Source organism: Enterovibrio baiacu, assembly GCF_004120195.1.
In the GTDB taxonomy this organism is placed as follows: Bacteria; Pseudomonadota; Gammaproteobacteria; order Enterobacterales; family Vibrionaceae; genus Enterovibrio; species Enterovibrio baiacui.
Window position 1 is genome coordinate 169460 of the sequence record NZ_SCHN01000009.1, and the last position, 14938, is coordinate 184397.

12 protein-coding genes are annotated in these 14938 nt (G+C 48.1%); 4 read left to right on the forward strand and 8 right to left on the reverse strand.

Annotated features, from left to right (window positions below):
- The first annotated feature begins 16 nt into the window (after positions 1-16).
- The gene (locus EQP46_RS10265; RefSeq protein ID WP_240671699.1) at positions 17-967 is read left to right on the forward strand and encodes a LysR substrate-binding domain-containing protein; all 951 of its coding nucleotides are present in this window, start codon (positions 17-19) and stop codon (positions 965-967) included.
- A 66-nt stretch (positions 968-1033) separates the two neighbouring features.
- Here the strand turns inward: EQP46_RS10265 and EQP46_RS10270 are convergent, their stop codons facing one another.
- From EQP46_RS10270 to EQP46_RS10295, 6 genes are all read right to left on the reverse strand, one after another.
- Entirely contained in the window at positions 1034-1816 is a 783-nt protein-coding gene (locus EQP46_RS10270; RefSeq protein ID WP_129493554.1) for an MBL fold metallo-hydrolase, read from the reverse strand.
- Between the two features lie 15 nt (positions 1817-1831).
- Positions 1832-2473 carry a glutathione S-transferase family protein gene (locus EQP46_RS10275; protein WP_129493555.1) on the reverse strand — a complete coding sequence of 214 codons (642 nt, stop codon included), beginning with the start codon at positions 2471-2473 and terminating at the stop codon, positions 1832-1834.
- A 62-nt stretch (positions 2474-2535) separates the two neighbouring features.
- Positions 2536-3237 (reverse strand): cupin domain-containing protein, encoded by a 702-nt coding sequence (locus EQP46_RS10280; RefSeq protein WP_129493556.1) that lies wholly within the window; start codon positions 3235-3237, stop codon positions 2536-2538.
- A 244-nt stretch (positions 3238-3481) separates the two neighbouring features.
- Positions 3482-5476 carry a transketolase gene (gene tkt, locus EQP46_RS10285; protein ID WP_129493557.1) on the reverse strand — a complete coding sequence of 665 codons (1995 nt, stop codon included), beginning with the start codon at positions 5474-5476 and terminating at the stop codon, positions 3482-3484.
- A 107-nt stretch (positions 5477-5583) separates the two neighbouring features.
- Positions 5584-6534 (reverse strand): transaldolase, encoded by a 951-nt coding sequence (tal, locus tag EQP46_RS10290; RefSeq protein WP_129493558.1) that lies wholly within the window; start codon positions 6532-6534, stop codon positions 5584-5586.
- A 397-nt stretch (positions 6535-6931) separates the two neighbouring features.
- A complete protein-coding gene (locus EQP46_RS10295; RefSeq protein WP_129493559.1) occupies positions 6932-7924 on the reverse strand; it encodes a sugar-binding transcriptional regulator in 993 nt (330 codons plus the stop codon).
- A 392-nt stretch (positions 7925-8316) separates the two neighbouring features.
- Between EQP46_RS10295 and EQP46_RS10300 the strand changes: the two genes are divergently transcribed.
- A complete protein-coding gene (locus EQP46_RS10300; protein ID WP_129493560.1) occupies positions 8317-10878 on the forward strand; it encodes an EAL domain-containing protein in 2562 nt (853 codons plus the stop codon).
- 98 nt (positions 10879-10976) lie between these two features.
- Here the strand turns inward: EQP46_RS10300 and EQP46_RS10305 are convergent, their stop codons facing one another.
- Positions 10977-12077, reverse strand: a complete 1101-nt coding sequence (locus tag EQP46_RS10305; RefSeq protein WP_129493561.1) for an anhydro-N-acetylmuramic acid kinase — start codon at positions 12075-12077, stop codon at positions 10977-10979.
- A gap of 158 nt (positions 12078-12235) precedes the next feature.
- Between EQP46_RS10305 and nagZ the strand changes: the two genes are divergently transcribed.
- Entirely contained in the window at positions 12236-13240 is a 1005-nt protein-coding gene (gene nagZ / locus EQP46_RS10310) for a beta-N-acetylhexosaminidase (protein WP_129493562.1), read from the forward strand.
- Between the two features lie 326 nt (positions 13241-13566).
- On the opposite strand, the gene EQP46_RS10320 is transcribed toward nagZ, so the two are convergent.
- Complete coding sequence (locus tag EQP46_RS10320) at positions 13567-13866, reverse strand: ArsR/SmtB family transcription factor (RefSeq protein WP_129493564.1); 300 nt, start codon at positions 13864-13866, stop codon at positions 13567-13569.
- Between the two features lie 113 nt (positions 13867-13979).
- On the opposite strand from EQP46_RS10320, the gene EQP46_RS10325 reads away from it, so the two are divergent.
- The gene (locus EQP46_RS10325; protein ID WP_129493565.1) at positions 13980-14894 is read left to right on the forward strand and encodes a permease; all 915 of its coding nucleotides are present in this window, start codon (positions 13980-13982) and stop codon (positions 14892-14894) included.
- The last annotated feature ends 44 nt before the right edge of the window (positions 14895-14938 follow it).

Genomic DNA, 14938 nt, shown 5'->3' on the forward strand with positions numbered 1-14938 from the left:
GCAAAAGGGATAGATGATGGAAGCATCTAAAAAACGGGCTAAAAAAATGAGATTGAACAGAATCGCTCATCTCAACGGGATAAGGGCGTTTGAAGCAGCAGCTCGCCATCACAGTTTCGCGGGTGCAGCACAGGAGCTCAACGTCACGCCGGCCGCAGTGGGTCAACAAGTTAGGCAGTTGGAAGAATGGCTGAATGTGCGATTATTCAATCGAGCGACATCAGGTGCATCGCGTTTAACGCTGACGGATGAGGGAGAACGCGCCTTCCCTGATATTCATCGCGGATTTGAGCTGATTGGAAGAGGCTTAAACCACCTTTTTGATGAACCTCAAGACGATGTGATCAAGGTGTCAGCCAGTCCTTCCATCGCGTCTAAGTGGCTACTTACTAGGATCAACCAATATCAAATGCAACATGATGATATCGATATTCTGGTGGAAACAAACGTATCGTTAGTTGATTACGCCGATCAAAGTATCGATGTTGGTATACGTTATGGACTTGGTCAGTGGGAAGGAATGTGTGCGCAACACTTAATGTTTGAAGATGTGTTCCCTGTCTGCTCACCAGATTTTGCAGAAAAGCATGGTCTAAGCGACGTGCCTCCCGACCTATTAAATGATATTCCTCTACTTCATGATCATTCGGTGCCTTCCAGCAGTGGCTATCCTTCTTGGCAAGAATGGTCAGATTGCGTTGACGTTGCTCTCCCCAAAAAACTGCATGGATTGAAAATCAACGATTTCGCCAGTGTGACTGAGCTAGCACGAAGGGGAAATGGCCTTGCGTTGGGCAGAAGCAGATTGATAGAAGATGAGTTGAAATCAGGGGAGTTAATTTGTCCTTTTGATGTGAAAAAGTATCAATATCGATCTCGATTTTGCTATTTCATGGTGTGGAGACTCGATGAAGTGCAGAGTGAACAAATTGATGTCTTTAGGAATTGGTTATTGTCTTCTGCGTGAATACGTCGTGCTTTACTCAATGTTTTAAAAGAGGGGCTCATGCATGATGAGTCCCTTTTTTGTGTTTTAACGTTTGGTTGGCAGGAGGAAAGTAAGGTTAAACGGAATCGCGATATTCAATAGCTTTGGTTCCATGAGAGAACTGTCTCGTCTATCTCGCGTAAAGACATATTCTTTCAAAGAAGTGTTTTGTTTAATCATGACGTTCCTTCGCTTTTGCCAATCTAACTTTGTACACGTTGTTGGTGGCGTACCCAATGGTGGGTAATCATGGCAAAGATAAACGTTGGTCTCACTCGGCAGTTGATAAAGCTTCTTTATCGAATGAAACAAGTCTTCTGCACTACCGCCTGGAAAATCTGCCCTTGATGTTCCTTTGTCGGGAGCAAAAAGTGTGTCACCGACAAAGATGTGATCACCAATTTTATATGTGATACAAGCGGGGGTGTGTCCCGGTGTTTCGATCACTTCGATCATTTTTGAGCCAAATGGAATCCGAGAATGGCCATCGACAAAAAAATCGAAGTGCGCAACGTTTTTCAGGTTCAGCTTTGTTTTCCATTGGTCAAAGACCTCTTTTATCTTCGCGCTTATCACTGATTTAGCGCCCGTGATGTCCTTGACATACTGGGATGCTGATAGGTGATCGGCGTGAATATGCGTCTCTAATACAAGGCGTAAATCAAGACCTTTTCGCTTGATATAATTCAACACTGAATCAACATGTGCGTAAGAAATTTCGCCGTCACGATAGTCGAGAACGGGGTCGACAATGAGTGCGAACCCACTGTCTGAAACAACATAAGTGAGTGAGCCCGTTTCCACATGAAAAAAAGGTTGTACTTTCATGATCTCACTCCTTCATTAGTTTGTTGAAAAACAGTCTCTTTTAGACATCGTTTCTCGCCACGCGATAAGGTTGGTTAATTCACTTGGAATCTGAAGACCTGCAAATTCAGCAAACGCTAGCCCATAAAAGAGGGTGATGTCTGCCATTGAAAAGGTACTTGCAGCGACATATAGATTGTTTTCCAACAGCGTATTGAAATACGCAAATCCGGCGAGCGCGCGATGCTTCTGGTGGTTGCCCCATTCTGTACACTGATAAGTTTCTAGCGTTGGACCCAAGCCATCGGTCGCGTGGTGGAAGTAGGTCGCAACCGCATCCATCACCATGGATTCTGCTCTGCGTTGCATCATATGGATCATCCCGCGCTCTAACGGTGTTGTTCCTGTGAGCGATGGACCATCAAAAAGCGCATCAATGTATTCAGTGATTGCCGTAGATTCAGAGATGTATTCACCTTCTAGTGTGCGAAGTACAGGCACGGTTCCTGTCGGATTCTTGGCATAGAATTGTTCGGTTCTGTGCTCAAGATTCATCACATCCACTTCAATGAATGTCGCTTGATTAAGCGCATTTTTCTCTGCCAATGCTGCACGAATACGCGCAGGGTTAGGGAAGCCTGTGGTTTCATAGATGGTAATGGTATTTTCTGAGGACATGACGTTTCCTTATCCGAGTCTTCTCGGTCGTTATGGTGTTGTTCCTGTGAGATTTTTGGCGTCTAGATGCGGACTTCGCCTGACCCAATTTTTTGGTAAACCACCGCGCCCAATGTCGTGGAGACGGTGATTGGGGTGCCTGCTGGAAAACGCATCCAAGAGTGGTGTTCGTAGCTAACGTCGTTAATGATTGCTTTGCCTGACAACACGAAGAATTCCGTCACTTCGTCATGTTCGATGACGGTCGAGGTATAGCCAGCTTTAAACTGATTTAACGTCGTGTTTTCGATGTCTGATTGCCACAGTTGAAGTTGCAAATGCTTATCTTCAATGGTTTTCCAGTCTGCTTCATGCGTATTGAGGTAGAAGTAATCAGGCTCGTTAGATGGCACTTGGGAAAGCTTCACGAATATCTCGCAGCCTTCTTTGGTAAAAGGGGCATGGGTCGAGCCGACAGGATTACGCACATACCAACCTTTGGTGAAATCACCGTTGTGATCGGAAAATGTGCCGTCCAGAACAATATACTCTTCACCGCCAGGGTGGCTGTGAGGTTTAAATGAACTGCCTTGCGCATAGCGAACACATGACGTTGCGCGTCTCGCTATTTCATCACCTCGACGTTCAAACATCATGCGTTTCACACCGACCATCGGGGTATCTGAGAAAGGCAATGAACCACCAGAAACGGTAATGGGTACTGACAGATCGACATTCCATTCGATGTATTCTTGGCTAGCTGTTTTTGTGTCTGCTGTTGTCATCTCGCAACTCCTTACCTTTGATTTGTAGCCAGTCTAAGGAGAGAGGGTTTTGAGCACGAGGCACAAAAATTATCAGAGTGGGATAGTTTTGGTTTCTCGGTAGGATTTACGTGTTTTAGTGTTTGTATTTAAAGAGAAATAAATTGCAATCGGCGTTCTTTGGGTGGTTTGCAGGTAATAAAAAACCCGCTTTTCAGCGGGTTTTAAGCATCAAAAACGTGTTGTAATTGAGGGGAAAGTAGGGTTACTCAACCAACTCTTTCGCCGTTTCAACCACGTTTTCAACGGTGAAACCGAACATCTTGAACAGCTCACCTGCAGGTGCAGATTCGCCGAAGGTGTGCATACCGATGATACGACCGTCGAAGCCCACGTACTTGTACCAGAAGTCAGCAATACCCGCTTCAATCGCAACACGCGCAGTCACGTCTGAAGGAAGCACTGACTCGCGATACGCAGCGTCTTGTTTGTCGAACACGTCAGTTGCAGGCATGGAAACAACGCGCACTTGAATGCCGTCAGCCGTCAGTTTCGTTGCTGCTTCAACTGCAAGTTCCACTTCAGAGCCTGTTGCGATAAGGATCAACTCTGGTTGGCCAATGCTGTCTTTTAGGATGTAGCCACCCTTAGCAATGTTCGCAACTTGCTCTGCATCACGGGCTTGTTGTGCCAAGTTCTGACGAGAGAAGATCAGCGACGTTGGGCCGTCTTTACGCTCGATAGCCAGTTTCCATGCAACCGCAGATTCTACTTGGTCACACGGGCGCCATGTGCTCATGTTTGGCGTTAGGCGCAGTGAAGAAATTTGTTCAACAGGCTGGTGTGTTGGACCATCTTCACCCAGACCGATTGAATCGTGAGTGTAAACCTGAATGTTTTGAACCTTCATCAATGCAGCCATGCGCATTGCGTTACGTGCGTATTCCATGAACATCAGGAAGGTTGCGCCGTAAGGCACGAAACCACCGTGCAGAGCGATACCGTTGATGATCGCTGTCATACCGAACTCACGCACACCGTAGTGAACGTAGTTGCCTGACGCATCGTCAGCCGTTACCGCTTTCGAACCAGACCACATGGTCAGGTTTGAAGGCGCAAGGTCAGCAGAGCCGCCCATGAACTCAGGGAGCATCGCGCCAAACGCTTCTAGCGCGTTTTGAGACGCTTTACGTGATGCAATGTTTGCAGGGTTTGCTTGCAGGTCAGCAATGATTTGGTTGGCTTTCGCTTCCCATTCTGCAGGCAAGTCGCCGTTTACGCGGCGTTTGAATTCTGCGGCAAGTTCTGGGTGAGCAGATTCATACGCAGCCAATTTCTCGTTCCACGCAGCTTCCTTCGTTGCGCCTGCATCTTTCGCAGACCACGCTGAATAGATGTCTTGCGGGATTTCAAACGGGCCATGTTCCCATCCTAGTTGTTGACGGGTTGCTGCGATTTCATCTGCGCCCAATGGTGCGCCGTGACAATCGTGTGTGCCTGCTTTGTTTGGTGAACCGAAACCGATAACGGTTTTGGTACAAATCAAAGTAGGACGGCCTGTTTCTGCTTTTGCAGCAGCGATAGCGGCATTGATTGCGTCAGCATCGTGACCATCAACAGCTGGGATAACATGCCAGCCGTACGCTTCGAAGCGCTTAGGCGTGTCGTCAGTGAACCAGCCTTCTACGTGACCGTCGATAGAGATACCGTTGTCATCCCAGAATGCGACCAGCTTGCCCAAACCTAGCGTACCCGCCAGTGAACAGGCTTCGTGAGAAATGCCTTCCATCAAACAACCGTCGCCCAAGAACACGTAGGTGTTGTGGTCAACGATGTCGTGGCCTTCACGGTTAAATTGCGCGGCCAGAGATTTCTCTGCCATCGCCATGCCTACCGCATTGGTGATGCCTTGGCCAAGTGGACCWGTGGTGGTCTCGATGCCTGGTGCATAACCGTATTCAGGGTGACCTGGGGTTTTTGAATGCAGTTGACGGAAGTTTTTCAGATCGTCAATCGACAGATCGTAACCGGTGAGGTGAAGCAGAGAGTAAATCAGCATTGAGCCGTGGCCGTTCGACAGAACGAAACGGTCGCGGTCCGCCCACTCAGGGTTTTGTGGGTTGTGATTCATGTGGTCACGCCACAGTACTTCGGCGATGTCAGCCATACCCATTGGGGCACCTGGATGACCAGAGTTTGCTTGTTGTACACCGTCCATGCTTAGCGCACGGATCGCATTGGCAAGGGTTTTACGTTCCATCTTGGGCTTACCTTAACTATGAATTTCAGACCTGATATCAATCAACAGAATGATATAAGAAATAAGAGAGCGGCAATAGCCGCTCTCGAAAATGTCTTTTGTTAGATTTAAAGTTTCTCGCGAATGGTCACTTCTAGCTTGCCTTGGTCGACAGCGAAGTTGCGAATACCTTCTGCCAGTTTCTCAACGGCCATTGGATCTTGGTTGTGTTCCCACAAGAACTCAGCATGGGTCATTGCCGCTGGACGTTGTTGAACTTCTACGTCATCAGACAGTTTCTGAACCACTTCACCTTCTGCATCAGACAGCTCTTGAAGCAGTTGCGGACTGATGGTTAGGCGGTCACAACCGGCCAGTTCCAAGATTTCGCCGGTGTTACGGAAGCTTGCACCCATGACGACAGTGTCGTAACCGTGGGTTTTGTAGTAATCGTAAATTTTAGTAACAGACAACACGCCTGGGTCTTCTGCAGGTGCAAAGTCACGGCCTTCGGCAGCTTTGTACCAGTCCATGATGCGACCAACGAAAGGAGAAATAAGGTAAACACCTGCTTCCGCGCATGCACGTGCTTGAGCAAATGAGAACAACAGTGTCAGGTTACAGTTGATGCCTTCTTTCTCTAGCACTTCAGCAGCACGGATACCTTCCCACGTTGATGCCAGCTTGATCAGGATGCGATCGTTGCTGATACCTGCTTCGTTGTACATGCTGATCAGTTTGCGCGCTTTCGCCACGCTGCCTTCGAAATCGTAAGACAAACGTGCGTCAACTTCTGTTGAGATGCGACCTGGAATCACGTTAAGGATTTCTTTACCGATGTTCACTGCAAGGCGATCGCCTGCGTCAGCAACTTGCTGCTCAATGTCTTGACTCATTGCTTTCGCGTAAGCGATCGCGTCGTCAATCAAAGGCGCATATTCTGGGATGTCGGCAGCTTTAAGAATAAGAGAAGGATTCGTGGTGGCATCTTGTGGCTGATATTTCGCAATCGCATCAATATCACCCGTGTCAGCGACGACTGTTGTGAGCTTGCGTAGTTGTTCCAATTTCGTGCTCATCTTTTAAACCTTTTTTGTCTTGAGTTTCACTATGGCAGCGACGCTACCAGTAGGTGCTCAGTGCTCCTGTAACCCGCAGTCTACAAGGCTGTAGACGTTTGGATGAACAAATGTATCAAGCATGAGCAAATGATAGGGTCATATTTGTGTTTTTACGCGATAAAGTCAACGATCTGATCGGATAAATCTCACTTCGATCTCACACGCTTTTCACGTAGTAACGGATTGTGTTGAATGTGTGACAGAGTCTTAGTTCCATTTCTGGAAGCGCGCTAACGCTCTGTGGTTGCTGCAACACACCGCACTGATTTTCTCTTTTTGGTAACGGCTTTTCATTTTTGTCTTGGCTGTTTTGGGCTAGACACCTAATGAAATGGGGCGAGAATGGTGCTCAGCGTTATTCATTATCGACCATATTTAGCAGTGCCATGGCACAACTTGCACTGGTTGCAAGCACATCAATGGTGCCTGTTTTCAATGCGCCTAATATGGACAGTGCCTTACGGCTTTCACTCGCCATTGCAATCACATTTGGAATACGTGTTAAGTCGCTCATTTCTAAGCCAACAACACGGTCTCGCATCAATGTATTGGCGCGGCTACCGTCCAATTTGAAGAAATCAAAGCCGCCGATATCGCCGACAATGCCATCATTCACGCGCGCCTCGACAAACTCTTTTGCAGAAAAGCAGCCCAACTTCACCATGTGGCTGTTTTCATCCATGTCACCAATACCCACCAAGGCGAACTCGGCTTTTCGTGCCTGATTTAAGGTTTCATTGATGTTGGGATGATTCAGAAAAACATCACGAATTTCAGGGGTATCAACGTATGCAGGGGCATAGAGGGTTTCACTGCTTCCCCCAAACTTCTTCGCAAGGCGACGGCAAATGTGGTCAGCGTTAATGATGTCACCGCTGCGGTGTGTGCCGCCAATGGCACAAACGAACCGCGCATTACGGTGAGAAACAATGCCGGGGTGATCCGCCACTGCTGCCACGTTTTGACCCTGTCCAACCGCCACCACCATGCCGTCTTGCAAGTTGCCATCAATGAAAGAGGAAACGAGCGTTGCAACTTGTGTGCGTTGTTCTTGAACGCTCGGTTGATCAAGTGCAATCAAGGCACGTTTGAGAGAGAAACACGCCATTAAACGTTGTTCGAGTTGCGCACTGTGAACAGGGTGAAACTTCACACTGATTTCAACAATGCCTTCTTCACGTGCTCGGCGGAGAAGACGACTCACTTTCGCACGGCTAATACCGAACTTTTTCGATATTTCTTCCTGCGTGGCATTTTGCTGATAATAAAGAATGGCAATTTCAGTGAGCAGGTTAGTGTCATCAAGCAAGCTTTCGAAGTTGCTACTCAATGTGCGGGTCGTGTTCATGGGGATATCCTGAAAAGATTTAACGCAAACAGTGTACGTTGAACCCCTCCTATGAACAAATGTTCATGTGACTGGCATGTGTTCAGTCACGCTTTTCACCTTTTTTAGTGAACTTTTTACGTCAAGCCTATGCTGTGTTTGTAAAAATAGTCATTCGTATCTAGATTAAAATATAGCGGTGTAAAGCGCGGATACACGGTAGGACAATCATTTTCGCTGAAACTCATTCAAACAGGCTTTTTAAAAAAGTTTGAATAAAAAAAGAGTAGAGCGGTTAGGTACAGAGTTCGGTTGGTTTTCCCAGAAAGGTTGCCTTGTTCATGTGGTTTGTTGGCCGCACGGGGCAGTTATGTTTGTTGGGAAGGCCGATAATTATCTGTCAGGGTGGCTAGATGAAATTTCAATCGCTTGTTCCAAACAAGATGTTATGGATAGCATCGACGTTGTTTGTTGTATTGATATGTGTTGCAGCAGGCGTTCGATATATCAACTTCTTTCCAGCGTTAACGTCCCAAGGGAAAGATCTCAATGTTGCATATAGTTACTTTATAGACAGTTCAAACAGCCATGTATTGAGTTATGTCCGAAAAGCCGCCATTTTCAGAGACATTGACGATCCAAAAGAAATTCCTTGGCAGTTGGGTAAGAAATCTTACTGGATCAAGCTAGAAATCGACAACCTCCTTTCCGAACATCGTCACTTGTCGTTGTATTTTGATACGCCGATGATTGATCGTCTGAGCATTTACCAATTCAATGTAGAAGGCACCGAAACCCAACAATGGTCGTTAGGCGACAGCAGCCAGCGAGAATACAGAATGGGCGACATGCCGCCTGCCATTCATTTCGGGCTTGATGGTTTTGAACACACCACCCTATACATGCAGGTGTATTCTACCGGTATTCCTGTGATGCCGATTTGGATCCTAGAACAAAACGAATTTCATTTACTCACCCAGCTTCTTCACACCCTTTGGGGCGGATTTATTGCCATCATGTTGTTAGTGGCAATATACACGGCCGCGGTGTATGTCTCCCTGAAAGAGCGGGTTTATGCAGTATACGTGGGCTATGTTCTCACGGCGTTGCTTCAATTAGGGGCGATTCACGGGTTTGGTATTTATCTCTTCCCTTCAAGCGTTCAACTTTTCCTCAGTAATAATATTGTCGCACTGACCTTCGGGCTGTTTTGGTTCTCTTTGTTATTCGCGCACCTTTATCTACGCGTACACAAATCCAACTCACTGCTGCGCCAAGTTGTTCACTACGGATTGTGGGTGTTGGCGGGCTTAATGTGTTTGTCTTTGTTCTTGCCAGAGCACATTGCCGGTACGTTCTTGATTGCCATGCAGCCGATGTTTTATGGGCTCATTGGTACGCTGGTGTGGGTACGTTGGCAGAAAGGCCATAACTGGGGACGCATGTTTATCATGTCGTGGTTGCCGCTGGTGATTGCGGGCGTGTTCCCGCCGCTATTGGCGACAGGCGTGATCGAATACACCTTGTTCAGCCGTTATGCCTTCATGATGGGTACGGTACTCGCCGTGCTGTTTATGGCACTTGCCCTAGGTGAACGTTTTCGACAGCAACGTCGTGAATCGGTATATCAACTGACGCATGATGAAACCTCATTACTGCCAAACCTCAACGTGATGTCGTTTGCGGTGTCCAACCTGATTTCAAGAAACCGCGAATTTACCCTCTGTTGTTTCCAGATTGATCGCTTCTCAAGCTTATCGCTCTACATGTCGGAAGATGAAAAACGCTACTTCGTCGGCGAGATTTGCTCGCGCTTACGCAGCGCCCTTGATAGTGACAACGTGAGTGTGTTGGAAACGACCTTTGACAAACATCATCGTCTGGCGAGTCTAAAGGAAGGCAAGTTCGGATTTATCATCCTTTCTACGGACGCGGAAAAAGTAAAACTGCTTGTCTCTACCATGCTTGATGAAGTGGACAGCTACATTGAATTGAACGCCTTTGGTATTCGTATTCAAGGCTCAGTGGGCACGAGTTGTTTCCCGAAAGACGGCAAGAATGCAGACTTGCTGATCAATAAATCCTTCCAAGCGGTAGAAGACAGCAACCCTTGCGACAAGAAAATGAACGCGTACGATTCGCTGAAAAATTTCAACCGCACCATGAACATGTCTTTGGTGGCGGATCTGAAAAAAGCGATTGATAACGACACCTTAGCGCTTTATCACCAGCCTCAGGTGGATTTGCGTACAGGGTCGATTCATGGTTCAGAAGTGCTGCTTCGCTGGGATCATCCCAAGTTTGGCCAAATCTCTCCGGAAGTGTTCGTCAAACTGGCGGAAGAAGTCGGCATGATCAACGACCTCACCATGTGGGTGATTCGCCGTGCCTTCTTCCAGCAAAGTAAGCTGATGGATCAAGGCTTCAATCGCCGTTTGTCGATCAACGTGAGCGCCACTGACATTGCTATTCCTAACTTGGTTGATCGCATTGCCGATATTGCCGATTCTTACAGCGTACCAACAGGGTTACTTTCCTTGGAGCTGACCGAATCAACCATGGTGTCTGATTATGAGCGCTTGCATGAAGTGATAGATAAGTTGTCACAGCGTGATATTGAAGTCTCGATTGATGACTATGGGACGGGGTATTCCTCTCTGACGTACCTTTCACAATTGCCGTTTACGGAATTGAAAATCGACAGAAGCTTTATTCATTCCCTGACAAGCAGTCCACGTAAACAGAACATTGTCCGAGCTACTACGGAAATGGCGAAATCACTGGGCTTGATGGTGGTTGCGGAAGGGGTAGAAGACCTCGAGACAGCGTCTGTGCTGAAACGTTATGGTGTCGATATTGCGCAGGGGTTTCACTACTCACGTGCGTTGAGCTTTAACCAGTACATGAACTACATGAAGCGAACCAGTCACCAAATGCCGCTGGCGCCGAATCGCTCGCGCAAGCTGGGTTCTTAGCTTCGAGTGTTGTTTGCTTTTGGCTTAAAAAACGGAAAGGGCGTGAATACAATTCACGCCCTTTTTTGTGCTCGGAAGCGGGTGTTCACTGGCTAGCGTTAGTCAGGGTAATAAATCGCCCCTAATCGGCAAGGTCGAGACGCGCCCGTTACCTCGGGCAAATTCCCCGGTTTACCTTCCATCGCCTGTTTTGCCAGCCATGCAAACGCCAGCGCTTCGAGGGAATCACCATCAATGCCTTTGGCATCCGTTGGCATTACCTGCCAACGTGGTAACAACTCTTGCAGTGAAGCCATCAACGCCGCATTTTGCGCGCCGCCGCCACACACGAGCAATTCCCCTTCGCTAACGGCTTTCACGTCGTTAGCGATGGAGGTCGCCGTGAACGCTAACAGCGTGGCTTGCACGTCTTGCGCCGAAACGGTTTCATTCAGTTGCGCTAATTGCGCGTCTAGCCAACCCTGGTGGAACAATTCACGGCCTGTGCTTTTGGGGGCAGGCAGAGCGAAATACGGGTCGCAGAGCATTTGTTCAAGCAATGAACGATTGATCGTTCCCGATGCTGCCCATGCGCCATCATGGTCATAGGCTTTCCCTTGGTGTTTGTGAATCCAACTGTCCATCAGCATATTGCCGGGACCAGTATCAAAACCCACAACGGGCTTATTGGGTTCAATGACTGAAATATTTGCGATGCCGCCAATGTTCAAAATGACGCGGCTGGTTGTGGCATCTTCAAAGAGTGATTGGTGAAAAGCTGGCACAAGCGGCGCACCTTGACCACCAAGCGCCATGTCTTTGCGCCTAAAATCCGCCACGGTTGTGATGCCTGTGAGCGCAGCAATCAGATTGGCATCGCCCAATTGCATGGTGAAGGGCATGGGTCCCGTGGGTTTGTGGAACACGGTTTGTCCGTGACAACCAATCGCAGCCATGTCGCTCGCTTCTAACCCCGTTTCAGTCAGGAAACGATTCACGGTTTCAGCATACGTTTTTCCAAGAAAGTGGTCGATGGTGCCAATTTCTTCCAGCGTAATGGGCTCACCTTGGCTTAAACCGATGAGTTTGCTTTTGAGCGCATCTGGAAACGGATACATCGCTTTGTGAAGAAGCGTGGGTGCTGATGCCGTAAAGTCTGCAGCGACAATGTCGATGCCATCTAAACTGGTGCCGGACATGATGCCAATGTAAGTGCCCATCTTGTGACTCTTCAAGTTGTTTGGGTATAAGTCTCTCATAGCGAAAAGAATTCAGATATCAAATTCGTGCTTCGGGTTTTCTACTGTGTGCGTATCAGCGTAATATAGCCGCTATCGGGCAGAGAAACTGCCGAACACAGCGAAAACAGGAGAGCACCATGGGCCCATTGTGGGTTGATGTTGAAGGATACGAGCTAGACGCGGAAGATCGCGAGCTTTTGGAACATCCTACCGTTGGCGGCGTGATTTTATTTGCGCGTAATTATCATGACAGTGAACAATTGGCAGCACTAACAGCGTCTATGCGTAAAGCCGCAAAGCGTCCGTTGTTGATTGGTGTTGATCAGGAAGGCGGCCGCGTTCAGCGTTTTAGAGAGCACTTCACTTTGATCCCGCCTGCGCAGTCTTATGCGAACATGCCGAATGGCGAAAACATGGCGCGCGAATCAGGCTGGTTGATGGCCGCTGAATTGATGGCTCATGACATTGATATCAGTTTTGCCCCTGTGCTTGATCGTGGTTTCGATTGTAAAGCGATCGGCAGCCGTGCGTTTGGTGAAGACAACAATACCGTGATTCGTTTTTCTACCGCGTTCATGCAAGGCATGAAAGACGTGGGTATGGCGACAACAGGCAAACACTTCCCAGGTCATGGCGCGGTGCTGGCAGATTCGCATGTGGAAAGCCCAGTCGATGAGCGAAGCGACCTGTTCGAACAAGACATGGCGATTTTCAAAGCCCAAATCGATGCGGGTGTGTTGGATGCCATGATGCCTGCACACGTTATTTACCCGAACTATGACGCGCTACCAGCAAGTGGCTCGTCATACTGGCTAAAAACCATTTTGCGCAAACAGCTTGGTTTTAACGGTATCGTGTTCTCAGACGATTTAAGCATGGAAGGTGCCTCAGTGATGGGTGGCCCAGCAGAACGCAGCCAGCAAGCACTAGACGCAGGCTGTGACATGCTTTTGCTATGCAATAACCGTCAATCATCGATTGAGGTATTGGATAAGCTCGCCATCAGTGACGTCCCGCAAGCTGCTACCTTGCTCAAGAAAACTCAGTTCACAGTGAAAGAGCTGAAAGCATCGTCGAAATGGCGCGAGGTTCAGCAACGCGTCGCCGCGTTTGGTGCGGAGTGGCAAGAGAAGAATAGCTAAGATCTAGACGCGAAAAGCGAAATTGCGAGAATCGAGGAAGAGCAGAAAAAGCAGGACGAGCAAAAGCGAAAGAGAAACTCAGGATTCAAATAAGCAGTAGTGACGTGCGAATAGCATGTGTAGTACTTGCTTTATCTTAACCGCTTTTATCATGGATCTGCTCTATCTGCTCTATCTGCTCTATCTGCTCTATCTGCTCTATCTGCTCTATCTGCTCTATCTGCTCTATCTGCTCTATCTGCTCTATCTGCTCTTTCTATTCTCTCTACTCCCTCAGCTCTTCCTCGTCCCTCGTCCCTCGTTTCTATTAATCTCGCGATCTACCGTCAGCTTGCTGACGATTCATCCACACAGCACTCATCCCGCAAAAACGCCAGCACAGCTTCTAGCTGCTCAAACTGAGGCACACAGTACAACACGCGTCCTTCGCGACGCTGCGTGATCAAGCCTGCTGACATCAAGCTGGAGAGGTGGTGGGAGAGGGTAGAGCCGGGAATGCTGAGATCGTCTTGAACATCCCCCACGGCAATGCCGTTATGCCCAGCGCGTACTAGGCGTCTAAAAATGGTTAAACGGGTCGGATGTCCCAGTTCTTTCAATGCTTTTGCTACTGCGTCCAGTTCCATAAAACCTGTCTCCGAAAAATTTATATTTCGATAATACCAGAAATATCTTGATCTCGTCGCCTGATAAATCTATATTTCGATTATTCCAGAAATATAGATTAAAGAAGATTATCATGAATACAGACATCATTAGTTCCACCCTCGGTATGTTCGCGTTCCTCGCGGTGGAAATTACCCTTTTGTTTTTAGCGATTAGCTACTTGGTGGGCGTACTGCAGATGTACATTCCGCCAGCGCGCATTCGCAACATCCTGAGCAGTAAGAACGGTAAAGGCTATTTCATGGCTGCGTTCTTGGGCGCAATCACGCCGTTTTGCTCGTGCTCAACCATTCCTTTCCTAAAGGGGCTGATTCGCGCACAGGCAGGTTTTGGCACCATGATGGTGTTCTTGTTAGCAAGCCCATTGTTGAACCCGATGATCATCGGTCTCTTTGCGGTAACCTTTGGGCTTGAAGTGACGGTGTACTACTTTGCATCGGCGTTAACCGTGTCGGTTGTCGGTGGCTATATGCTAGAGAAGCTTGGGTTTGAAAAATACGTGAAAGAAGAGGCGCACGTTGAACCTGAAGCAAGCAATGCTGGCTGCGGCACGTCATGCTCTGGCAATGCAAAACCCGTGAACAAATGGCTGAAAATTTGGCAGGGCGTTTGGAAAGATTTCAAAAAGGCGTTGCCGTACATCTTGGTCGGTGTAGGCATTGGTTCCCTGATTTATGGTGCCGTTCCAACAGATTGGATCGCTTCTTATGCAGGTAACGATAATCCTTTTGCCATTCCCTTCGCGGCGATTGTGGGCATTCCACTCTACATTCGCGCGGAAGCGGTCATCTTGCTAAGTGCACCATTAGCGGCAAAAGGCATGAGCATGGGCGCCATCATGGCACTGGTCATCGGCAGTGCAGGTGCGAGTTTAACAGAAGTGATTTTGCTGAAATCACTGTTCCGCAACCAAATGATCATGGCGTTCTTGATGGTCGTGCTTGGCATGGCGGTGCTGACAGGTTACAGCTACGGGGTGTTCTTCTAAACAGCAATAGCTAGGAAGTACCCTAGAAAAACTAAAGCCAGAGA

Bases quoted from the DNA above. Each gene is read 5' to 3' on its own strand.
- EQP46_RS10275 (WP_129493555.1), bottom strand. From the start codon at position 2,473: ATGTCCTCAGAAAATACCATTACCATCTATGAAACCACAGGCTTCCCT.
- EQP46_RS10270 (WP_129493554.1), bottom strand. From the start codon at position 1,816: ATGAAAGTACAACCTTTTTTTCATGTGGAAACGGGCTCACTCACTTAT.
- nagZ (WP_129493562.1), top strand. From the start codon at position 12,236: ATGGGCCCATTGTGGGTTGATGTTGAAGGATACGAGCTAGACGCGGAA.
- EQP46_RS10300 (WP_129493560.1), top strand. From the start codon at position 8,317: ATGAAATTTCAATCGCTTGTTCCAAACAAGATGTTATGGATAGCATCG.
- EQP46_RS10280 (WP_129493556.1), bottom strand. From the start codon at position 3,237: ATGACAACAGCAGACACAAAAACAGCTAGCCAAGAATACATCGAATGG.
- EQP46_RS10325 (WP_129493565.1), top strand. From the start codon at position 13,980: ATGAATACAGACATCATTAGTTCCACCCTCGGTATGTTCGCGTTCCTC.
- EQP46_RS10295 (WP_129493559.1), bottom strand. From the start codon at position 7,924: ATGAACACGACCCGCACATTGAGTAGCAACTTCGAAAGCTTGCTTGAT.
- EQP46_RS10305 (WP_129493561.1), bottom strand. From the start codon at position 12,077: ATGGGCACTTACATTGGCATCATGTCCGGCACCAGTTTAGATGGCATC.
- EQP46_RS10265 (WP_240671699.1), top strand. From the start codon at position 17: ATGGAAGCATCTAAAAAACGGGCTAAAAAAATGAGATTGAACAGAATC.
- tal (WP_129493558.1), bottom strand. From the start codon at position 6,534: ATGAGCACGAAATTGGAACAACTACGCAAGCTCACAACAGTCGTCGCT.
- EQP46_RS10320 (WP_129493564.1), bottom strand. From the start codon at position 13,866: ATGGAACTGGACGCAGTAGCAAAAGCATTGAAAGAACTGGGACATCCG.